The 22,373-nt window shown below is 52.3% G+C and carries 18 protein-coding genes and 6 pseudogenes; 7 read left to right on the top strand and 17 right to left on the bottom strand.

The window, feature by feature from the left end; translation table 11 throughout:
- From nuoH to prmB, 14 genes and pseudogenes are all read right to left on the bottom strand, one after another.
- Complete coding sequence (gene nuoH, locus ACWWJF_RS19405) at window positions 1–978, bottom strand: NADH-quinone oxidoreductase subunit NuoH (RefSeq protein WP_455870344.1); 978 nt, start codon at window positions 976–978, stop codon at window positions 1–3.
- Window positions 975–3,701 (bottom strand): NADH-quinone oxidoreductase subunit NuoG, encoded by a 2,727-nt coding sequence (gene nuoG, locus ACWWJF_RS19400; RefSeq protein ID WP_455870343.1) that lies wholly within the window; start codon window positions 3,699–3,701, stop codon window positions 975–977. Before nuoG ends, nuoH begins: the two co-directional genes overlap by 4 nt.
- A gap of 117 nt (window positions 3,702–3,818) precedes the next feature.
- Window positions 3,819–5,168, bottom strand: a complete 1,350-nt coding sequence (gene nuoF, locus ACWWJF_RS19395; RefSeq protein WP_455870342.1) for an NADH-quinone oxidoreductase subunit NuoF — start codon at window positions 5,166–5,168, stop codon at window positions 3,819–3,821.
- Entirely contained in the window at window positions 5,165–5,698 is a 534-nt protein-coding gene (gene nuoE, locus ACWWJF_RS19390) for an NADH-quinone oxidoreductase subunit NuoE (RefSeq protein WP_455870341.1), read from the bottom strand. Before nuoE ends, nuoF begins: the two co-directional genes overlap by 4 nt.
- Before the next feature lie 2 nt (window positions 5,699–5,700).
- Window positions 5,701–7,500, bottom strand: coding sequence for an NADH-quinone oxidoreductase subunit C/D (gene nuoC, locus ACWWJF_RS19385; protein ID WP_455870340.1), 1,800 nt, complete (start codon window positions 7,498–7,500; stop codon window positions 5,701–5,703).
- 112 nt (window positions 7,501–7,612) lie between these two features.
- Complete coding sequence (locus tag ACWWJF_RS19380; protein ID WP_222157560.1) at window positions 7,613–8,287, bottom strand: NuoB/complex I 20 kDa subunit family protein; 675 nt, start codon at window positions 8,285–8,287, stop codon at window positions 7,613–7,615.
- Between the two features lie 17 nt (window positions 8,288–8,304).
- Complete coding sequence (locus tag ACWWJF_RS19375) at window positions 8,305–8,748, bottom strand: NADH-quinone oxidoreductase subunit A (protein WP_455870339.1); 444 nt, start codon at window positions 8,746–8,748, stop codon at window positions 8,305–8,307.
- A gap of 546 nt (window positions 8,749–9,294) precedes the next feature.
- A protein-coding gene (locus ACWWJF_RS19370) for an IS1 family transposase (protein ID WP_455870338.1) occupies window positions 9,295–9,989 on the bottom strand; the annotation gives its coding sequence in 2 pieces (ribosomal slippage) (window positions 9,295–9,749 and window positions 9,749–9,989; 696 coding nt in all).
- 58 nt (window positions 9,990–10,047) lie between these two features.
- Window positions 10,048–10,245, bottom strand: a pseudogene (locus tag ACWWJF_RS19365) (YfcL family protein); the annotation flags it as partial.
- Between the two features lie 22 nt (window positions 10,246–10,267).
- Window positions 10,268–10,840, bottom strand: coding sequence for an elongation factor P hydroxylase (locus ACWWJF_RS19360; RefSeq protein ID WP_455870337.1), 573 nt, complete (start codon window positions 10,838–10,840; stop codon window positions 10,268–10,270).
- A complete protein-coding gene (locus ACWWJF_RS19355) occupies window positions 10,837–11,640 on the bottom strand; it encodes a sulfite exporter TauE/SafE family protein (RefSeq protein WP_455870336.1) in 804 nt (267 codons plus the stop codon). The genes ACWWJF_RS19360 and ACWWJF_RS19355 overlap by 4 nt, the downstream gene beginning before the upstream one ends.
- Before the next feature lie 3 nt (window positions 11,641–11,643).
- On the bottom strand, window positions 11,644–12,471 hold the full coding sequence (mepA, locus tag ACWWJF_RS19350; protein ID WP_455870335.1) for a penicillin-insensitive murein endopeptidase: 828 nt from the start codon (window positions 12,469–12,471) through the stop codon (window positions 11,644–11,646).
- Window positions 12,472–12,478: 7 nt separating this feature from the next.
- Complete coding sequence (gene aroC / locus ACWWJF_RS19345; protein ID WP_455871177.1) at window positions 12,479–13,564, bottom strand: chorismate synthase; 1,086 nt, start codon at window positions 13,562–13,564, stop codon at window positions 12,479–12,481.
- A gap of 84 nt (window positions 13,565–13,648) precedes the next feature.
- Complete coding sequence (gene prmB / locus ACWWJF_RS19340) at window positions 13,649–14,581, bottom strand: 50S ribosomal protein L3 N(5)-glutamine methyltransferase (RefSeq protein ID WP_455870334.1); 933 nt, start codon at window positions 14,579–14,581, stop codon at window positions 13,649–13,651.
- Window positions 14,582–14,896: 315 nt separating this feature from the next.
- Here prmB and ACWWJF_RS19335 point away from each other — a divergent pair.
- Both ACWWJF_RS19335 and smrB read left to right on the top strand, forming a co-directional pair.
- Window positions 14,897–15,202: pseudogene (locus ACWWJF_RS19335) on the top strand (endonuclease SmrB); the annotation flags it as partial.
- 180 nt (window positions 15,203–15,382) lie between these two features.
- A pseudogene (smrB, locus tag ACWWJF_RS19330) lies at window positions 15,383–15,649 on the top strand (endonuclease SmrB); the annotation flags it as partial.
- Window positions 15,650–15,701: 52 nt separating this feature from the next.
- Here the strand turns inward: smrB and sixA are convergent.
- Together sixA and ACWWJF_RS19320 are read right to left on the bottom strand one after the other, a co-directional pair.
- The gene (gene sixA, locus ACWWJF_RS19325) at window positions 15,702–16,184 is read right to left on the bottom strand and encodes a phosphohistidine phosphatase SixA (RefSeq protein WP_455870333.1); all 483 of its coding nucleotides are present in this window, start codon (window positions 16,182–16,184) and stop codon (window positions 15,702–15,704) included.
- A 368-nt stretch (window positions 16,185–16,552) separates the two neighbouring features.
- Window positions 16,553–16,789, bottom strand: a pseudogene (locus ACWWJF_RS19320) (IS1 family transposase); the annotation flags it as partial.
- A 170-nt stretch (window positions 16,790–16,959) separates the two neighbouring features.
- Here ACWWJF_RS19320 and ACWWJF_RS19315 point away from each other — a divergent pair.
- The 3 genes and pseudogenes from ACWWJF_RS19315 to ACWWJF_RS19305 all read left to right on the top strand — a co-directional run.
- Window positions 16,960–17,544: pseudogene (locus ACWWJF_RS19315) on the top strand (tyrosine-type recombinase/integrase); the annotation flags it as partial.
- 84 nt (window positions 17,545–17,628) lie between these two features.
- Window positions 17,629–18,669, top strand: coding sequence for an IS481 family transposase (locus tag ACWWJF_RS19310; RefSeq protein WP_455868660.1), 1,041 nt, complete (start codon window positions 17,629–17,631; stop codon window positions 18,667–18,669).
- Window positions 18,670–18,701: 32 nt separating this feature from the next.
- Window positions 18,702–19,388, top strand: a pseudogene (locus tag ACWWJF_RS19305) (site-specific integrase); the annotation flags it as partial.
- Window positions 19,389–19,465: 77 nt separating this feature from the next.
- Here ACWWJF_RS19305 and ACWWJF_RS19300 read toward each other — a convergent pair.
- The gene (locus ACWWJF_RS19300) at window positions 19,466–20,389 is read right to left on the bottom strand and encodes an IS5 family transposase (RefSeq protein ID WP_455870332.1); all 924 of its coding nucleotides are present in this window, start codon (window positions 20,387–20,389) and stop codon (window positions 19,466–19,468) included.
- Window positions 20,390–20,599: 210 nt separating this feature from the next.
- On the opposite strand from ACWWJF_RS19300, the gene ACWWJF_RS19295 reads away from it, so the two are divergent.
- Window positions 20,600–20,917, top strand: coding sequence for a helix-turn-helix transcriptional regulator (locus tag ACWWJF_RS19295; protein WP_455870331.1), 318 nt, complete (start codon window positions 20,600–20,602; stop codon window positions 20,915–20,917).
- 611 nt (window positions 20,918–21,528) lie between these two features.
- Window positions 21,529–22,373, top strand: a protein-coding gene (locus ACWWJF_RS19290; RefSeq protein ID WP_455870330.1) for an IS5 family transposase whose coding sequence is annotated in 2 segments (ribosomal slippage) — window positions 21,529–21,874 and window positions 21,874–22,373 — 846 coding nt in all. Because the reading frame shifts where the segments join, the coding sequence is not laid out codon by codon here.

The raw sequence follows: 22,373 nt of genomic DNA, 5'->3' as shown, positions 1-22,373 counted from the left end.
TTAGTGTGCGTTGTACAAAATCACGGCCGCCGTCGCCAACAGATTGAGCAGCGTTAACGGCAAACAGACGGTCCACCCGAAGGTCATCACCTGGTCATAGCGCGGACGCGGCAACGAGGCACGGATCAGGATGAACATCATCATGAAGAAGCCGGTTTTCAGCGCAAACCAAACGAAAGGCGGTAAGAATAGCCCATGCCAGCCACCGAAGAACAGCGTTACCATCAGAGCCGATACGGTCACGATGCCAATGTATTCCCCCACGAAGAACAGACCGAATTTCATACCGGAATATTCAATGTGGTAACCATCCGCCAGTTCCTGCTCCGCTTCCGGTTGGTCGAAAGGATGGCGGTGACACACCGCCACACCGGCGATAGCAAACGTCACAAAACCGAAGAACTGCGGAATCACGTTCCATAAGTGCGCTTGGGATTCGACGATATCGCGCATGTTGAACGAGCCCGTCTGTGCGACCACACCCATCAGCGATAGGCCGAGAAACACTTCGTAGCTCAGCGTTTGTGCTGATGCACGCACCGCCCCCAACAGAGAGTATTTGTTACCGCTCGCCCAACCGGCGAACAGCACGGCATACACCGCCAGCCCCGCCATCATCAGGAAGAACAGCAGGCCGATGTTTAAATCGGCAACACCCCAGGTCGGAGTAACCGGCACAATGGCAAACGAAAGCAATAGCGAAGTAAAGGCAATCACCGGTGCCAGCGTGAAAATTACGCGGTCGGTAAAGCGCGGCACCCAGTCCTCTTTGAAGAACATCTTGATCATGTCAGCGACCAGCTGCAACGACCCGCCCCAGCCTACACGGTTTGGACCGTAACGCCCCTGGAACAGCCCGAGAAGACGACGTTCGCCCATACTCATGAATGCGCCGCAGGTGACTACCACCAGCAGGATCACCACGGCTTTGCCGACGGCGATCAAGGTATCCATAACCTCCGGTGTTAACCAGCTCATTGTGCAGCCTCCCGCAGACTTTCAATGGTTGCCCCTGCCAAAGACGGCGCAATACCCGGGAACCCTAACGGCAATCCAACCTGTCCCTGACGCAAAGCGTCGCTCAGGCGCAGCGGCAGACGCAGGGTCTGCCCCTGACAGCGCAGCTCAAGCAGCGCGCCTGCGTTAACGCCCAGCAGCGCCGCATCGGCGAGACTGACCATCACGTAAGCCTCATCCATACGTTGTTGGATAAATGTAGAGCGCTGTGTCATCTCTTCACTGCCGAACAGGTGGTAGTAAGGTGCTACACGCCACTGTCCAGGCTGTGCGTTAAACGCTGCCGGAATGGCGTCGAAGTAACCCAGTTGGCCTTCGCCCGCTTCGATCAAGCGCACACCCGGATCGCCGTGGCGAAGGTGACCGCCCACTTCGTCCTGGAATTTGTTCCATGCCTGAGGTGAGTTCCAACCGGGAGACCAGGCAAACGGAATCTGCTGGCGCGCGGCTGTCGGGCTGTTGTTTCCTTCCATTGAGAAGGCGAACATCGTGTCTTTATCTTGTGGCTGACGCGGTTCATGCACGCTGATATTGGCGCGCATTGAGGTACGGCCACTGGAGCGATTGGGTGAACGTGCCAGTTTCTGCCCGTTGATACGGAAATTGGCGTCTGGCGCAGCGTCTTTGATACCTGCTAACTGCGGCAACGCCGTCACACAGGCATCAATCACGTGATCCAGTTGTGTCCAATCGACCTTACGACTCTGATAGATGGTCGCCAGCGAATGCAACCAACGCCAGCTTTCCAGCATTACCACGCTGTTGTCATAGTAGGCCGGATCGTACACCTGGAAGAAACGCTGAGCGCGGCCTTCCTGATTGATCAGCGTACCGTCGCTTTCAGCAAAGCTGGCGGCAGAGAGAATCAACGACGCTTTATCCATGATCGCGGTGCGCTGATGATCCAGCACGATCAGATTGGTGGCTTTAGCCAGCGCCGCATCCACACGTGCCTGCGGGGCATGACGATAGAGATCGTTTTCCAGCACCACCGCGCTATCGGCAGCACCGCTCTCCAACTGTGCCAGCGCATCGTCCAGCGAATCGCCGCCAATCATTGACAGGCCAATACTGTTTGCAGCGGAGGCAACAAAGGTCACTCCGACATCAGAACCGCGTTGTTTAAGCGCTTTCGCCACGTTGGCAGCCGCTTCGATAATCGCTTCGCTACCAGAATGGGTACCAGAGATAATCAGCGGTTTTTTCGCACCAGCCAGTGCCTGCACGATAACGTCAACTTTCGGTGCCAGAGAAGCATCCAAATCGGTGACTGTCGGGGCATTTTCATCCAACGCATGAGCGATGGCGAAGCCAAAGCGCGCCTGATCCTCTACCGGTGCACGGTAGTTCCAGGCAGCGATATCATCCAGACGCGTTTTATCTACCGATGTCATAAACAGCGGATGCTTGGCGTGTTGACCGATGTTGAGAATTGCCGCAATCTGCCAGTCTGCTACTTTTTGCGCAGCCGCCATTTCACGCGCTTTCCCCTTCACCGCCTGACGTACCGCCAGCGCGATACGCGCGCCGGTTTGGGTCAAATCTTCACCCAGCACCAGCACGGCGTCATAGCTTTCGATATCACGCAGCATCGGGGTGCGTACACCGCTGTCGCGCAACACGTTGAGGATCAGTTGTAGACGCGCCTGCTCAGCGTGAGCAATACCGGTGTAGAAGCTTTCCGCGCCCACCAGTTCACGCAGCGCAAAGTTGCTTTCTACGCTGGCACGCGGAGAGCCAATGCCGATGACACGTTTTGACTGGCGCAGCACATCAGCCGCCCCTTGCAGCGCTTGATCGGCGTTCAGGGCAATCCAGTCATCGCCACGACGCTGCAATGGCTGACGCGGACGATCTTTCGCGTTGACGTAGCCATAACCAAAACGGCCACGGTCACACAGGAAATAGTGGTTCACGCTACCGTTGTAGCGGTTTTCGATACGACGCAGCTCACCGTAACGTTCGCCCGGGCTGGTGTTACACCCGACGCTGCACTGCTGGCAGACACTGGGCGCAAACTGCATATCCCATTTGCGGTTATAGCGCGCAGAGTGGGTTTTATCGGTGAACACCCCGGTAGGACACACTTCGACCAGGTTGCCGGAAAATTCGCTTTCCAGTACGCCATCTTCAGGACGGCCAAAGTAGACGTTGTCATGGGCACCATACACACCCAGATCGGTGCCACCGGCGTAATCCTTGTAGTAGCGCACACAGCGATAGCAGGCGATGCAGCGGTTCATATCATGAGAGATAAACGGCCCCAGATCCTGATTGCGGTGAGTACGTTTGGTAAAGCGATAACGGCGGAAGTTGTGTCCCGTCATCACCGTCATATCCTGCAAATGACAGTTGCCACCCTCTTCGCAGACCGGGCAGTCGTGCGGGTGGTTGGTCATCAGGAATTCGACGATGGTTTTACGGAACAGTTTGGCTTCCTCATCGTCGATGGCGATAAACGCGCCATCGGTTGCGGGGGTCATGCAGGACATGACCAGACGGCCACGCGTGTCCTCCGCATTCTGGTACTGCTTCACCGCGCAGAGGCGGCAGGAACCGACGCTACCCAGCGCGGGATGCCAGCAAAAGTAAGGAATATCAAGCCCCAGCGTCAGACAAGCCTCTAGCAGGTTGTCCGAGCCGTTCACCTCATACTCTTTGCCGTCTACATGAATCGTAGCCATAGTCAGCATGCTTCCATAATGGCCCGTGTTGCCACAGGCGCTAATCAAAAATTCTGTAATAAGAGCAGGCTATCCGCCAGCGGAGACGTGCTTCGTCTCCTGTTATTGTCGGATTGATTACCAACGCTCTTTCAGCAGGTTCGGCTGAATACCGCCAATCGCTTTGGTATTTCCCAGATATTGCGGCGCAATACCCGCTTCAAATTCGTCACGGAAATACTTGATAGCACTTTGCAGCGGCTCAACGGCACCTGGCGCATGGGCGCAGAAGGTGTTGCCCGGCCCGAGGAAGCGGCACAGTTGCTCCAGCGTTTCAATATCGCCGGGTTGCCCTTCGCCTCGCTCCAGCGCACGCAGGATCTTCACACTCCACGGTAAACCATCGCGGCACGGCGAACACCAGCCACAGGATTCACGGGCAAAAAACTCTTCCAGATTGCGAGTCAGCCCCACCATGTTGATCTCGTGATCGACCGCCATGGCCAACGCGGTGCCGAGACGGCTGCCTGCCTTGGCGATATGTTCGAAATCCATCGGCAAGTCAAGGTGCGCTTCGGTGAGGAAGTCGGTACTCGCGCCGCCCGGCTGCCAGGCTTTGAATTTAAGCCCGTCGCGAATGCCGCCCGCGTAGTCTTCCAAAATCTCACGCGCTGAGGTGCCAAACGGCAGTTCCCACAAACCGGGGTTTTTCACACGGCCAGAGAATCCCATCAGCTTGGTGCCCGCATCCTTACTCTTGCCAGCAGACAGCCCCTGATACCATTCGGCACCGTGCGCGATAATCGCAGGCACGTTACACAGGGTTTCCACGTTGTTTACACAGGTCGGATTGCCCCATGCACCGGCAGAGGCAGGGAACGGTGGCTTGGAGCGCGGATTCGCGCGGCGGCCTTCCAATGAGTTGATCAGCGCGGTTTCTTCACCACAGATATAGCGCCCGGCACCGGTGTGCACGAACAGCTCGAAATCGAATCCGCTGCCGAGAATATTTTTACCAAGCAGGCCCGCCTGTTTAGCTTCTTCGATGGCGCGACGCAGGTTAACGGCAGCCTCTACGTATTCGCCACGCAGAAAGATATAGCCGCGATAGGCTTTGAGGGCGAATGCGCTGTTCAACATGCCTTCCACCAGCAGGTGCGGCAGTTGTTCCATCAGCAAACGGTCTTTGTAAGTGCCCGGCTCCATCTCATCCGCATTACACAGCAGATAGCGAATGTTCATGCTTTCGTCTTTCGGCATTAGGCTCCATTTCAGACCGGTGGAGAAGCCTGCACCGCCGCGCCCTTTCAGGCCCGCGTCTTTTACCAGGCTAACCACTTCATCCTGTGCCATGCCGCTGAGCGCTTTCTGCGCCGCCGCATACCCATTCTTTGCGCGGTATTCGTCAATCCATACCGGCTGCTTGTCATCACGCAGACGCCAGGTCAGCGGATGCTGTTCGGGCGTCAAAATCCTGTTCATACTCATTGATACGGCTCCAATAGCGAATCGATATCGTCAGGCTTGACATGGCTGTGCGTATCCTCGTCGATCATCATCGACGGGCCTTTGTCACAGTTGCCCAGGCAGCAGGTCGGCAACAGGGTAAAACGACCGTCAAAGGTGGTTTGACCGGGCTTGATCTTCAGTTTTCGTTCCAGTGCCGCTTGCACGCCCTGAAAATCGTTGATGTAGCACACCACGCTGTCGCAATAGCGAATCACGTGACGCCCAACCGGTTGACGGAAAATCTGGCTGTAAAACGTCGCCACGCCTTCCACATCGCTGGCCGGAATCCCCAGAATATCGGCAATGGCATGGATAGCACCATCCGGCACCCAGCCACGATGTTTCTGAACAATTTTCAGCGCTTCGATGGACGCCGCGCGCGCATCTTCGTAGTGATGTTTTTCATGTTCGATGGCATCGAGCTCAGCGTCGCTCAATACAAAAACAGACTCGTTCGGCGCGGCATCGGCTGCGGCGTTAATAGGTTGTTGAGTGTCTTGATCATGCATAATTAGCGATCCACATCTGACATAACGAAATCAATACTCCCGAGGTACACGATCAGGTCAGATACCAGACAACCGCGAATCACGGAAGGGATCTGCTGCAAGTGCGCGTAGCTTGGGGTGCGAATACGTGTGCGGTAGCTCATGGTGCCGCCGTCGCTGGTCAGGTAATAACTGTTGATGCCTTTCGTCGCTTCGATCATCTGGAACGATTCGTTTTCCGGCATCACCGGGCCCCAGGACACCTGGAGGAAGTGGTTGATCAGCGTTTCAATGTGCTGCAACGTGCGCTCTTTCGGCGGCGGCGTAGTCAGCGGGTGATCGGCTTTGAACGGACCTTCCGGCATATTGTTCAGGCACTGTTCCAGAATCCGCAGACTCTGGCGCAGCTCTTCCACTTTCAGCATCACGCGGGCATAGCAGTCACTGATGCCATCGCCGAACGGTACTTCAAAGTCAAAGTTTTCATAGCCGGAATACGGACGCCATTTACGCACGTCAAACGCGATACCGGTAGCACGCAACCCCGCCCCAGTGACGCCCCACTCCAGCGCTTCTTTAGCGTTGTACGCCGCTACGCCTTGAGTACGTCCTTTGAGGATGGTGTTTTTCAGCGCAGCCGTAACGTAGGTATCCAGACGCTTGGGCATCCAGTCCAAAAACTCACGCAGCAGACGTTCCCAGCCGCGCGGCAGATCGTGTGCCACTCCACCGATGCGGAACCAGGCCGGGTGCATACGGAAACCGGTGATGGCTTCCACCAAATCATAAATTTTCTGGCGATCGGTAAAGGCAAAAAAGACCGGCGTCATGGCACCGACGTCTTGAATAAAGGTACTGATGTAGAGCAGGTGGCTGTTTATTCTGAACAGCTCTGAGAGCATGACGCGGATAACGTTCACACGTTCCGGCACCACGATCCCTGCCAGTTTCTCTACGGCTAACACATAGGGCATTTCATTGACGCAGCCGCCCAGGTACTCGATACGGTCGGTATACGGGATATAGCTGTGCCATGACTGGCGCTCGCCCATTTTCTCCGCACCACGGTGGTGATAGCCCACATCAGGAATACAATCGACAACCTCTTCACCATCCAGTTGAAGGATGATGCGGAACGCCCCGTGTGATGAGGGGTGGTTCGGACCGAGGTTAAGGAACATGAAATCTTCGTTTTCCGTCCCGCGCTTCATGCCCCAGTCTTCGGGCTTGAAAGTCAGAGATTCCATTTCCAGATCTTCTTTCTGCTTGGTCAGCACAAAGGGATCTAATTCGGTGGCACGCGCCGGGTAGTCTTTACGCAGCGGGTGACCTTCCCACGTCTGCGGCATCATGATGCGCGTCAGGTGCGGGTGTCCATCAAACGTAATACCGAACATGTCCCATACTTCACGCTCATACCAGTTGGCGTTAGGGAACAGTTTCACCATGGTCGGCAGGCGCAGGTCATTTTCAGACAATGGCAACTTGATCATGATGTCGCGATTACGTTCAATGGAGATGAAGTGGTAGAAGACAGAGTAGTCTGCGGCAGGCAAGCCTTCACGGTGTGTGCGCAGGCGCTCGTCCATCCCATGCAGATCGAACAGCATCACATAGGGTTTGGGGAGTTTCTTCAGGAACGTGACAACGTCCAGTAATTGCTCACGCTTTACCCATACAACCGGCATCCCGGTACGGGTTGCCTGCACGGTAAAGGCTTCGGGTCCAAAACGGTTACACAGCTCGCCAACGACGGGATCATCCCGGTCATCGCGGGTAGCCCAGGCCGGCTGCGCGAGGTCGTGCGTCGTTAAATCTGTCATAAATATATCACCACGGTAATTTTGCCATTCTGTTAATGGTGCGGCTGCCGTTTATTATCTTGCTACCCTGTGAGAGTAGTATTACGCAGCCAATCTGCTTGCCATTAACAGATTAAATCTCGTCGGGCGAACGCAGGTTCGTCACCGCAATACGTTCTTCACGTTTGCGTTCGCGCTCGGATTGCATGTTGGCGCGATACACGCCCTGCTCTCCCACCACCCATGACAGAGGGCGGCGCTCTTGACCAATAGACTCTTTGAGCAGCAACAGCGCTTGCATATACGCTTCAGGACGCGGCGGGCAACCCGGGATATAGACGTCCACCGGCAGGAACTTATCGACGCCCTGCACCACAGAGTAGATATCGTACATGCCGCCGGAGTTAGCGCACGCGCCCATGGAAATGACCCATTTCGGCTCCAGCATCTGTTCGTACAGGCGTTGGATCACCGGAGCCATTTTAGTAAAACAGGTTCCAGCCACCACCATGAAGTCAGCCTGACGCGGTGAAGCACGTAATACTTCAGAGCCAAAGCGCGCCACGTCATGCACGGCAGTGAACGAGGTCACCATTTCCACATAGCAGCAGGAAAGACCGAAGTTATAAGGCCACAGTGAATTCTTGCGGCCCCAGTTGACCGTGTCGTGTAAAGCATGCTCCAGGTTTCCCATGAAGACACTACGGTGAACATGCTGTTCCAGAGGATCGGTAACGATCTCCTGGCGTTGCAGGGGATAACGGTCATTCTCACCGTCCGGCTCTATGCGGGTGAGCGTATAGTCCATCTTAAAGTGCCTCGCTGTTACTGCGGATGAGTGTTGGTAGTGTTAACCGGAAAGTCAGACTTGATAACCTGCCGTTTTGAACGCGTCGGCGTCCAGTCGAGCGCGCCGATACGAACCAGGTAGACCAACCCCGCCAACAACACCAAAATGAAAATGGCAGCTTCGATGAAGCCCAGCCAGCCGCTTTCCCGAATGGAAACGGCCCAGGCATAGAGATACAGGGCTTCAACGTCGAAAATAACGAAAAACATGGCAACCATATAGAACTTGGCGGACAGGCGCATGCGCGCAGAGCCAACCGAGTCAATCCCGGATTCATAGGAAACGTTCTTTGCCCTTGCCCTGGCTCTCCCACCTAGCAGGAACCCGCCCAACAGCATGAAGCCGCACAAGCCGAGGGCGATGATAACGAATAGCGCAAATGCCCAGTGATGGGCGAGGATTTCAGTCGTTGTTGACATACTCTTGCTTACTCATCAAAAGTGACGTTGAACACCTGCTCTATTGGCAGTTAAGGCGTCACATCGATTAAAAGGAAGGATAATCACCCTGCAAACAGTGCGGAATACATCTACGTTAAGCGCTTTTTGCAGCGGTTGCGTCCTTTATTTTGTAACCTTTTTTCAACCTTACTAAAAATAACAGCACATAACTTAACATGCACGCTGTTTTGTTAACATCTCACTTCTCACACTTCAGCTAAATCGAGTCAGTCTGGCTCTGGCGGGTGTAATTGTTAACAACCTGCTAGCTAAAGGATAGGTGATAATGCACAAACACTATACCATTTTCGTGCGGAAAACCCGGTCCCCCTTAGCGTTAATAGGGTTATTTTTTGATCCAACACACATTTTTGTCAATTTAGTTAGTAAAAAAACCCAATTGTCAGCGCCAATGTTAACAGCTGAAAGTTTGCAACATTCATTTGAAAAATAAGAAACAGCTTTTCATAAAATAAAAAACCTTAGAAAGCGTGAGAAATAACGATAAGAGGGTAATGACTCCAATTAGTAGAACATGTGTTTTTCGATGAAGGCTCCGATGACTTTTTCGTGGATCTCGACGGAGCGCGAGAAGCAAATCGTTTTACGCGCCAGTCGTTTAATGCGGGTACGGAGCGTCAGGTTATTGCGCTCTATGCGTTGCGTGAAGATCTTGCCAGTCAGATGTTTCTGCTTCGGAACCTCTCTTGCATAGCTGCCCCAGTTGTCACTGGTAATCATGCCGATGTTGAACGGTGTCAACAGAGCCAGCAATTCACGGCAGGTCTCATCGGTTCGGGGGCCAAAAGTGTAGGCCAGAACACCGCCCGTTTTGGTATTGTAAGCGTACCAGAGCCAGTGCTGTAGCGCCTTACTGCCAACGAAGCTCCATTGCTCATCAAGTTCACAGATAAGGGCGACGTCGGCGTGAGCAACGGGAGAAGACGTTATCCTGCGGGGCGAGAGCTTTTTAAAGCCCGGATGACCGTATTGATGCCTATTTTCAACGTTCTGGCGGTATCGCGAACACCGGCACCGTTGAAGGCCATATCAACGATCTGCTCTTTGACTCCCGGCTTTCGCGCTTCATAGCGGTAGGTAAGCTGGAATACACGGCGACAGCACTGACACCGGAAGCGTTCGCGCTTAGTTGGACTAAGACCATGTCGATAAACTTTATCTGAATGGCAGCGAGGCCAATGAACAAAAACAGTAACCACGTGGAAACCTCAAATAGCGGCAGAATATCACAAAAGCCAACTATTTGAAGGCATTACCTTTAATCGCTTGCTGTACGCTGTCGCAAACGCGCTGATAGAGCGCCTGAACCGAGGTATCCCCCTCCTCTTCAGCCTCTGCCACTCCCAGCGTCAAATGACCGCGCAGGTAGCCACCGGCAAAAAGTTCATCATCGCTGGCATGCTCTACCATATCATCAATCAGCGCAAGAATACGCGCTTCACATTCTGCGATCATCTAACATCCTCACTATTAACGTTTATCCGCATAAGTTGAGATCGGCGGGATACGGGAACTGCTCCGCCGTCAACGGCGGCGTATTGTAAAACGATTGTAATGCACGAATAAAGCGCAATGGACGCGCCGGAATACCTTGCTCCAGATAGGTCATCACTTGTGCATGTACGGTGCGCTGAAACGCGATGCGATCCGGCTCAATACTCCCTTCCAGATTGTCGCAACTGACATTAAAGGCAAAGCCCGAAGCCACGCAAAACAGCCAGTCAAACGCCTGTGTCTTGATTTCTACCTGCTCGAACTGCCCCTGCGTTGCCGCATCGCGGCCATCCGGACAGTACCAATAGCCAAAATCCACCAGCTTGCGTCGCGCCTCACCGGCAATGCACCAGTGAGAAATTTCATGAAATGCACTGGCATAAAACCCGTGCGCGAACACAATACGATGATAGGAAAACTGTTCATCAGCAGGCAGATAGATAGGCTCATCATCCCCTTTCACCAGCCGAGTGTTATAGTCCTGCTCAAAGCACTGTGCGAACAAAGTAATGAGATCGCGGTAATCGTGCGTAGTGCTTACACTAGAGGTGGTCATGACCAGAGGTGTCCTATCCATTGGGCTATATCGCTGCCGTGGTTATCATAAATCAACTTCACGCTCATACAGGCAGACACAATCACCAGCATCGGACGGATCAGCGTTTGCCCCTTATTGAGCACCATGCGAGCACCGAGGCGGGCACCCAACACCTGCCCGACCAGCATCACCAGCCCAACGCCCCAGACCACCTGACCGCCCAGAATAAAGAACAGCAACCCACCAAAATTGGAAGTGAAATTGAGCACCTTGGCATGCGCCGTGGCTTTAGGCAGGCTAAAACCGCTGAGCGTGACAAACGCCAGCGCGTAGAACGAACCAGCGCCAGGGCCAAAAAAACCGTCATAGAACCCGATACACCCGCCCGCCAAAAAGGCAAACGGAAGGCCCGACAAACGTTTCTGGCGATCTTCATCGCCAATTTTCGGCATTAACAGGAAATAGAGCCCGATACCGATCACCAGAACAGGCAGGATCTGGCGCAAAAAATCCGCGTGAATCTGCTGAATCAACCAGGCACCAAACGTTGAGCCTAAAAAGGTCAAGGCGATGGGCAGCTTCTGTTCACTTAACCTCACGGCGCGCTGACGGACAAAATAGAGACTGGCAGAAAAAGATCCACCAACCGCTTGCAGTTTATTGGTTGCCAGCGCCTGCGCTGGGCTTAGTCCTGCCGAGAGCAGAATTGGAATACTGAGTAACCCACCACCCCCCGCGATAGAATCGATAAAACCGGCAAGTGCTGCAAAAGCAAACAACACCCCGAGCATTTCGGGGCTGACTAAAAACCATTCCATGACTTAGTTCACCAACAGATGTTTATCGAGTAATGCCTGGCACGAGGCCGGTAGCGAAGGTGGAGTTTTCACTGGCGCTTCAGGGGTCGGCTGGCGTGGCGTAAACCAACTGCTCAATTCAGCACCGCACCCATCACCTGCGGGTGGCGCGTCCTGATCCTGACATTCCAGGCTGTCTGCCGGGCAGCGTAACCGCACGTGCATATGCGCCCTGTGAGCAAACCAGGGACGCACTTTGCGCAGCCAGTCACGATCCTGTCCCGCTTCCTGACACAGCTGTTTCTTGATGGCCGGGTTGACAAAGATGCGGGTGACCTCATGATCCTGCGCGGCCAATTTGATCAACGCCGTCACCTGTGGCTGCCACAAGCGTGGGTTGACCTGACGACCATTGGCTGCGACCAAATCGATAGGCTGCGGTTTCAGGAGTTGCTGTGCCGTCCAACGTTGCAGCGGCATCTGTAACCAAATATCCGCATCCAGACCGGACTGGTGACTGGCATGACCGCTGCTGAATCGACCGCCAGCCGGCATTCCCATATCGCCCACCAGCACAATACCGCCAGTCTGCTTTTTCACATTAGCGCTTAGTCGCGTGATAAACGCCAGCAAATCCGGATGACCGAAATAGCGGCGTTGATCGACACGCATCACCTGATAATTCACGGATTCCAACGGCAACGGCTGCGCACCGACAATACAACCGTTAGAGAACGCACCAATGGCCTGCGCCGTACCCGGCACCGGATGCGCGATCTCTTGCCACGGGGTTTTTGCCCATACGCCCGCGCTTAACAGCACGGCAATGGCCCCCACCCACCCTTTTTTCATGTTTAGTTTACCAACGAGGAGCCTGACTCACGACGTCCGCACACTGGGCACGCTGACGCAACAGATGATCCATCAATACAATTGCCATCATTGCCTCCGCAATCGGCACAACACGAATCCCCACGCAGGGATCGTGACGTCCACGGGTGATCATTTCCGTTGCTTCACCCTGGCGGTTGATGGTTTTCCCCGGCACCGTGATGCTCGAGGTGGGTTTCAGCGCCAGATGCGCAACAATCGCCTGTCCGCTGCTGATGCCACCCAACACGCCGCCCGCATGGTTGCTCTGGAACCCTTGCGGGGTAATTTCATCACGGTTTTCGCTGCCGCGTTTGGTGACAACCGCAAATCCATCGCCGATTTCTACGCCTTTTACCGCGTTGATACTCATCAATGCGTGGGCCAGGTCGGCATCCAAACGGTCAAACACTGGCTCACCCAAACCAGCGGGCACCGATTCGGCGACAACGCTGACTTTAGCGCCGATGGAGTCACCCTCTTTTTTCAGGGCACGCATCAATTCATCCAGCGCATCGATCTTGTCGGCGTCGGGGCAGAAAAACGAGTTTTGCTCGACGATATCCCACGCTTTCAATTCACAGGTGACATCGCCCATTTGCGCCAGATAACCACGTACCTGAATACCGTGTATCATTTGCAGGTATTTTTTGGCAATGGCACCAGCGGCCACACGCATTGCGGTTTCACGGGCCGAAGAGCGGCCGCCGCCGCGATAGTCACGCACGCCGTATTTTTGTTCGTAGGTATAATCGGCATGACCAGGGCGGAACACGTCTTTGATCGCACTGTAATCCTGAGAGCGCTGATCGGTATTTTCGATGATCAGGCCAATGCTGGTGCCCGTGGTGACCCCTTCAAACACCCCAGATAAAATACGCACCTGATCCGGCTCGCGGCGCTGCGTGGTATAACGCGAGGTGCCGGGGCGACGGCGATCCAAATCGCGTTGCAGATCCGCTTCAGTCAGCGGAATGCCCGGCGGTACGCCATCAACGATACATCCCAGTGCAATACCGTGGGATTCGCCGAACGTGGTGACGCGGAAGAACTGGCCAATACTGTTGCCTGCCATCACGGCTCCTTTCTATGTAACATCGCTATTCTGTACTGCATTATGATTTATATTGCTGGGGCGAGCCCGGCATAACCGGTGTTTTTATTGCCGATACGCCGCAAAATGGCTGTGGCAATCCACCAGTTGATCTTTTGTCAGCATAAATACGCCATCACCACCGTGCTCGAACTCCAGCCAGGTAAAAGGAATATTCGGATACTGATCCATCAAATGCACCATGCTGTTGCCCACTTCGCAGATCAGCACGCCCTGCTCATTAAGGTAATCTGGCGCGCAGGCCAAAATGCGGCGTACCAAATCCAGCCCGTCATTGCCCGCCGCAAGGCTCAGTTCCGGCTCGCGGCGAAACTCCTGTGGCAAATCCGCCATGTCTTCCGCATCCACATACGGGGGATTGGTGACAATCAGGTCATACGCGATCGGCGGCAGCGCGCGGAACAAGTCGGAACGAATCGGTGTGACCTGCTGTTCCAGGCCGTGTTGCTGGATATTCAGCTCGGCGACGGCCAACGCATCGCTGGAGAGATCGACAGCATCCACTTCTGCATCGGGGAAGGCGTGCGCATACGCAATCGCGATGCAGCCGCTGCCAGTGCAAAGATCGAGAATATGCTGCGGCTCATCGACGATCAATCCAGCGAACTGCTGTGAAATCAGCTCGCCGATTGGCGAACGCGGCACCAACACGCGCTCATCAACAAAAAACTCCAACCCGCAAAACCACGCTTTGTTGGTCAGGTAAGCCACTGGCAGACGTTCATTAACGCGACGAATAACGCGCTCAACCACACGCTGGCGCTCCGATACCGTCAGACGCGAGCCATACATATCCACTGGGAAATCAAGGGGCAAATACAGGGTGGGCAGCACCAGTTGCAGCGCTTCATCCCACGGGTTATCGGTGCCATGTCCATAATAGAGCTCGGCTGCGTTAAAACGGCTTACCGCCCAGCGCAGCATGTCTTGCAAGGTATGCAGGTCTTTGACCGCCTCGTCGACGAAAATTTTATCCAAGTTAGTCCTCCACAGACCCCACCTGTCCGGAAATGCCGCTTAGTTTGCCATGAAGCCAACGACAAATCAGCAGATATCACCCCGCCCGCGCAGAAATCCTCTGCGTTGCCTATCAATCGATTCTCCCCTTCTGTTGTTTGGCAATTTCGGGTTTGCTATTAAAAAGGTAGCGCAGGCACTATTACAGGTTACACTGGAGCCCATGTCATTTATGGCAAATGCCGTATGAATTGATGCCCTAACGCCAGGCCGCCCCATCGGGAAGCAGATACGCCGACGTAATAAGGACCGTGAGAGACACACCGGGGTGACCGAATGAGTAAAAAACACGCGTTGAATGATGGCGACGCACAGCTATTCCGCGCCTCCGTGGCCGGCACCAAAACGCTGCGCCAGGATACCTATGTACACCGTCCCCAGCGCCATCAGGTAGAAGATAAGCTGCCGCCGCGCAAGGCGTTGCAGGAACAAGTGGATGCCAGCTTTTATTTTTCCGACGAATTTCAGCCTCAACTGGACAGCGACGGCCCCACGCGTTACGTACGCCCCGGCAGCAGCCATTACGAGCTAAAAAAACTGCGGCGCGGCGACTATTCCCCAGATCTGTTTCTCGATCTGCGCGGATTAACCCATATCGTTATACACATCTTTCTAACGCACTGTTTAATCAATGAGTTACGGGTTTATCTCAGAGTGGCATTTTGAACCTCAAAAAGCCAATGGGATGGCTTGAATGCCTTAATTCACGGGGTTCTGAGCATCCTGTTCAAAAAATGGCCAAAAGATGTGTATAACGATATGGGATTAACCCAGTTGCAAGCCAAGCAAGAGCTAGGTGCCCTGCTCGCGGCCTGTCGCCGTGAACACGTTTACTGCGCCTGTGTGATGCACGGACACGGTAAGCATATTCTCAAACAGCAAACGCCACTCTGGCTGGCACAACATCCGGATGTACTGGCTTTCCATCAGGCACCCAAAGAGTTCGGCGGTGACGCCGCACTTTTGGTGTTGGTGGAACTGGATGCGGCGTACGGTCAGATAAAAGCGGGCACTGAACCGTCGCGCTAATGCACCCAGCTTGCGCGCTGTCGCCTGACATTTGCGACGGCGCAAGCTCAGATCAGGATTTAAGCGCCAACTGTGACGGGCTGATTTGCCAATCGAACACACCAGCCCCCGACTGCGCATCGAGAGTAACGCAGGCCACCGCCGAGGTGGCAAACATCGGCGCTCCGGTTTGCGGGCTGAGTTCCGCCACCAGATACCCTACCAAGGGCAGGTGCGAGACGATCAATTCCGATTCGATCCCCTCACCGGCCAACGCCAGCAGGTAATCACTGACAAATGCGGCATCGCCGACCGGCGTCAGCGCTGGCAGGCAATCGTCTTCATCAGACAGGGAAAGGATACCACGCAAGGTGGACAGAGTTTGCTGGGCGCGGACATAAGGACTCACCAAAACACGCGTAATAGCCACACCCTGGTCATGTAGCCAGAAAGCCATCTGACGCGACTCTTCAACACCGCGCGCACTGAGCGGGCGAAGCGCATCACTGGCTGCGTCAGGTACTGCATCACCATGACGCATAATCAAAACTTGCATATAACACTGTTATAGTAAAAAACTTCGTTATATTATGCTGTTAACACATATTCCCCGATAAAGAAACCGCCATGCATACAAGGTCTGGACAGGGGGGAACACGTGTCATTTTGTTGCAAATTTAACCGAAGCACGAACCGCTTTTTTACCTTAGATGGGAAGCTGGAGTCAACCGATTTGGGTAGGCCGCTGAGGCATAGTCATACCTTACTTCATCACCAGAACACGCATCGTGGCAAGATTACACACACGAATCATCAGGTTAAGTGACGACCTTGTCACGCTCCCGTATGGCAACAGAACAAAAAAAAGCGAAAAACAACATTTTTGCCACCACTACAGGGTTAAAAATCAGGTAATGACTCCAATTAGTAGAACATGTGTTTTTCGATGAAGGCTCCGATGACTTTTTCGTGAATCTCGACGGAGCGCGAGAAGCAAATCGTTTTACGCGTCAGTCGTTTAATGCGGGTACGGAGCGTCAGGTTATTGCGCTCTATGCGTTGCGTGAAGATCTTGCCAGTCAGATGTTTCTGCTTCGGAACCTCTCTTGCATAGCTGCCCCTGTTGTCACTGGTAATCATGCCGATGTTGAACGGTGTCAGACAGAGAAAGCAACATATTGTTTCTATGGCTGTAGATGCTTTTCAAAAAACCGTAAATAAACATTAAAATACAGCTAATTATATCTTGTTGTTGTTTCTATGTGCTTCCATGCTTTGCTGCTTTTGCAGTAAATTATGCATAACAATACGAATAACAAATAGATGACAAAATGGGTGGAGAATTAAACAAACTCTCGGATAAGAAGCTAAGAAATCTATTAGGAGTACCTCGTAAGAAGTATGAATTTTTTGCCGATGGCGCAGGATTGAGCGTCAGAGTGTCGACGGTAGGAGGCATTAGCTGGACGTTCACTTATCGCAACAGCGGGACGATACAGCGTGTAACCCTAGGACGTTACCCAGATATGAGCCTCAAACGAGCAAGAGAGAGGCGTGATGAGTGCCGCACATGGCTGTCAGAAGGTAAAGACCCAAAACGGCAATTGAAGCTTACCAAGCAAGAATCGCTAAAGCCTGTAACAGTTAAAGATGCAATTGAGTATTGGATAAAACATTACGCAACGGACAATCGCACAGATGTTGATAAACAGTTATTACAATTAAAAAAGCATATCTACCCTTACGTCGGGGATATGGCTTTATCGGATTGTGAAACTCGCTATTGGCTACAATGTTTCGACCGAATGAAAAAAACGGTTCCGGTGAGTGCAGGGAAACTTCTTCAGGTGTGTAAGCAGGCGCTTAAGTTTTGTCGTGTCCGCCGATATGCCATTAGCTGTATTAGTCGCGACTTGATCTGACACTGGACCTTGAAAGGTTGAGAGTTACCGGTTTTGATATGGGTGTCGAATCCTTATACAAAACACGAGGTAACTCTCATGCTTCATACTAACAATCCCATCATCAAACACAAAGCCGGCCTGCTCAATCTCGCCGAAGAACTCGGTAACGTATCAAAAGCCTGTAAAATCATGGGGGTGTCACGCGACACGTTTTATCGCTATCAGGAACTGGCGGCAGAAGGCGGCATTGACGCTCTGGTTAACCAAAATCGCCGGGTTCCCAACCTGAAAAACCGTGCTGATGAAGCCACTGAACGTGCGGTTGTTGATTACGCCATTGAGTTCCCGGCTCATGGCCAGCACCGGACCAGTAATGAGCTGCGTAAAAAAGGCGTCTTCATTTCTGGCAGCGGTGTGCGCTCCATCTGGCAACGACACGATCTGGAAAACTTTCGTAAGCGCCTGAAGGCACTTGAGGAAAAAGTTGCCAGAGAAGGCATCGTACTTACTGATGCTCAAATCGCTGCACTGGAGAAGAAGGCGCACGACGACGAAGCCTGTGGTGAAATAGAGACTGCTCACCCGGGTTATCTGGGGTCGCAGGACACCTTCTACGTGGGTAATCTGAAAGGTGTTGGCCGTATCTACCAGCAGACGTTCGTGGATACGTACTCGAAAGTGGCGCACTGCAAGCTTTACACGAGTAAAGCACCGATCTCTGCCGCCGACCTGCTCAATGATCGCGTGCTGCCGTTCTACGAAGCTCAGGGGCTGCCAATGCTAAGAATACTGACGGACAGGGGGACGGAGTACTGCGGTAAAGTGGAACAACATGACTATCAGCTGTACTTGGCTATCAACGATATAGACCATACGAAAACGAAAGCGATGTCTCCGCAGACAAACGGTATCTGCGAGCGCTTCCATAAAACTATTTTGCAGGATTTTTATCAGGTTGCGTTCCGTAAGACGTTATACGAGGACCTAGAAAGTCTACAAAAGGATCTGGACAACTGGTTGTGGCATTACAATAATGAGCGAACTCATCAGGGTAAAATGTGCTGCGGGCGTACGCCAATGGCCACGTTACTTGATGGTAAACGAGTCTGGGCAGAAAAAAATCTGAACCAGATTTAATCTGACAGACACCTGTATAAATAACCGGTAACTGTCAGATCAGGTCTGAGCTAATACACATTAGCAATGCTCTTGATGATTTAGTCGTATCTGATGTTGGCCAAAAGGAATCAAAGCGCGACAGAGTCTTAACTGATGTCGAAATTGGACAGTTATGGGATTCTCTGAATAACACAAACAAATTTCTTCCTTACTATTCATCTTGGCTAAAGATATTAATGGTGTTTGGTTGCCGGAGTTCGGAGGCTAGATTATCACTCTGGGACGAATGGGATCTTGATGATTGGCTATGGAAAGTGCCTAGGTCTCATAGCAAAACCGACTCACCAATAATAAGACCAATACCAGAAAAAATCCGGCCATATATGAAGAGCTTGATAGATTGTAATTTGAAAACAGGATATTTATTGGGAGAAATGAAACACCGATCAGCAGTTAGCATATGGGGCTGCAAGGTATGGAAAAAACTCAATCACAATACACAGTGGACGCCCCACGACTTGCGTCGCACTCTTGCAACCGGACTTAATGACATGGGCGTAGCTCCACATATCGTAGAGCAGCTTCTAGGCCATGCTATGCCGGGGGTGATGGGTATTTACAACCGGAGTCAGTACCTGCCGGAGAAACTCGACGCTCTGAATAGGTGGATGGATAGATTGGATGAATTGGCTAAAAAACACCCATTTATCACCTCCGAGAATAAAAAGTCAGGCTGACGAGAAAATATTTTAAACTTTTTTTCGGCTTTGTTGAATAAATCAGAACTTGTAACGACTGTGCCCCAGGTCGATTGTTACGTGATGCGAATACTGTTCGGCATTCCTAATAGCGTGATCCGGTTAAGCGCTTTGACCATCGCCATGGCTTCACCCACCTGAGCATCGTAGTCACGCAGACTTAGATGACCACCCAGAAGCGTTTTGAACCGGAACATGGCCGTTTCAGCCACTGAGCGTCGGTGATAGCCCACTTTATTTTTCCAGGTATCCTTGCTGCCGCTCAGGCGCTGATTTGCAACAGCGTGGTTACGCTCGTGGTAGTGGTCCGGCCAATATTGCGCCCCCCTTCGCGGCGGGATAAGCGGCCTTATTTTCTTCCTCAGCAGAGCATCATGGCAGTAACCTGTATCGTAAGCGCCGTCAGCCGATGCCTCTCTGATTTTCCGGTGGGTCTGGTTTATCAGTGCCGGTAGAGCCTGGGCATCAGTCGTACCACTGAGCGACAAATCCGCACAGATAATCTCATGCATCGCACTGTCTACTGCCAGATGCAGCTTACGCCACACCCTGCGTCTGTCGGCACCATGCTGCCGGACTTTCCATTCGCCTTCGCCAAAGACCTTCAGGCCGGTTCCATCAATGACCAGATGTGAGATTTCACCACGGGTTGGCGTTTTTATGCTGATGTTCACTGTCTTTGCTCGCTTGCTGAGCAGCGAATAGTCTGGACAATGCAGCGACAATTTAATCAGTTTAAAAATCGAGTCAACAAAACCCTGTAAAGCCCTCAATGAAAGGCCAAACACGCGTTTCATCATCAGGACTGTGGTGATGGCCATATCTGAGTAGTGGAGCGGTCGTCCACGCCGTTCAGTAGTCGTTTTTTCCGTCCATGCAGCAATGGCTGATTCATCTAGCCATACGGTTAGAGAACCGCGCTGCTTGAGGGCATTGTTATAGGAGGGCCAGTTAGTGATTTTAAAATTTTGTTTTGCCATGGAGACCTGATGTTGAAACAACTATGGTGATCTGATCCGATGATTACCCAAACTTTCTATTTATTCAACAAAGCCCTTTTTTTCGTACAAGCATTGATGCGTCTAGAAACATCAGGAAGCATCAGGAGACATCAAATAAAATACTAAGTGAGAGTTATCCACAAACTAGCTCTCACACCTCCTATTTACTTTCCAGATTGAGCCGCTACCATGCCATCAAAACACTATTCTCAAAGAGGCAATGAAATGTCCAATAAATATGTCTATCCCACAGAAGAAGAACGCAAAGTAATTTTGGATGAATTAAATGAACCCTATGACCGTCTGGTTCGCGAGGATGAGCGTAAACGCATTACATCGCTATCTCGTTCTTCGGTACACCGCATGGAATTAAAAGGGCGCTTCCCCGCTCGTCGTGCATTAACAGAAAAACATTGCGCGTGGCTGCTGAGTGATTTAATGCATTGGATGCGTAATATTCCTGAAGTTGAAAACGTGCATAACCCGTACGCCAACGCTCATAAATAATTAAGGTTTAGCTATGTTAACGATAATTTCCGGTAATAACCGGAACGGGTATCCCTACGCCTTAAATAAAGTGGGCGATATATTCCAACGTGGCATTCCTCCGTTTCAAACGGAGGGATTAATTGACTTGGGGAAGGCCAGCCAGAAAGAAGCCTTCCCCTTGGCTGGCCCATTGAGCTTAATATTTAGCTTAGCCAAAGTGAGGAAGTGTAATTTTATCAAGTGGTTAAATGATGATTATGTCTTCCATTTGAGCTCCCCAAAATCGGGGAGTGCAAAATCTCGCCACCACCAGATCCCCATGCCGGAGGTCACTGTGACCTCTCGCAATACAATCAATGGTTTAGCATACACTCATATGTTGGGGGTGTGTGCAGACAACCTATTGAATAACAAGGCGGATTCGGCATTTGTGCAGACGACAGGCAAAGAAAAAGGGCCACGTCCGGCCCTTCTTTCAACGCTTATAATTTCTAGCCCTAGAAATTCACAGGGATTAGAACACAATTGGCTCTTGCAAGCTACTGGCTTCGCTGAATGGCAACGGACTAGGCTGTGTCCCTTAATCCCATGAGTTATACTAACTCTTTGTTTCTACATCATTTTAAACTATGGCTCGCTACGACCTTCCCGATGAAGCATGGGCTATCATCCAGCCCTTACTCCCTGCTGAACCAGCAACACCACAGGCCGGACGCCCATGGGCTGAGCATCGCATGATTATCAATGGCATGTTCTGGGTGCTGTGCTCTGGTGCCCCATGGCGTGATTTACCTGAGCGATACGGCCCATGGAAAACCGTTTATAACCGCTTTAACCGATGGTCAAAATCGGGAGTCATTAACCTTATTTTCAATAAGTTACTTTCATCACTTGATGCCCATGGCCTCGTGGACTGGTCAGCGACTGCGCTGGATGGTAGCAATATCAGGGCGCTGAAATGTGCTGCCGGTGCTCAAAAAAACATCCCGATATCACCGGAGATAATGGGCTGGGTCGCTCTCGAGGTGGTTTCGGCACCAAAATCCATATGGCTACAGACGGAAGTGGTCTTCCGTTAAACATCGTGTTGAGCCCCGGTCAGGCTCATGAAAGTCAGTTTGCACTACGTCTTTTGGACGGTATTAGTGTCCAACGCCAGAACGGCAGTATGAAACGCCGTGGTCATGCGGTACTCGCTGACAAGGCGTACTCCGGGCATGTATTACGTAACGAGCTGAAAAACAGAGGTATAAAAACTGTCATCCCCCGAAAATCCACTGAAAAAATGGCGGTGGATGGTCGTTCAAAGCTCGATCGTGACGCCTACCGCAATCGGAACGTTGTTGAGCGGTGCTTTGGCCGTCTGAAAGAATACCGTCGCATTGCGACACGTTACGACAAAACGGCGAGGAATTATCTGGCAATGTTGAAACTGGGCTGCATCCACCTGTTTTACCAGAGGTTATGTAATTAA

The organism is Symbiopectobacterium sp. Eva_TO, from assembly GCF_053848865.1.
This window is presented reverse-complemented; position numbering and strand designations above follow the sequence as displayed.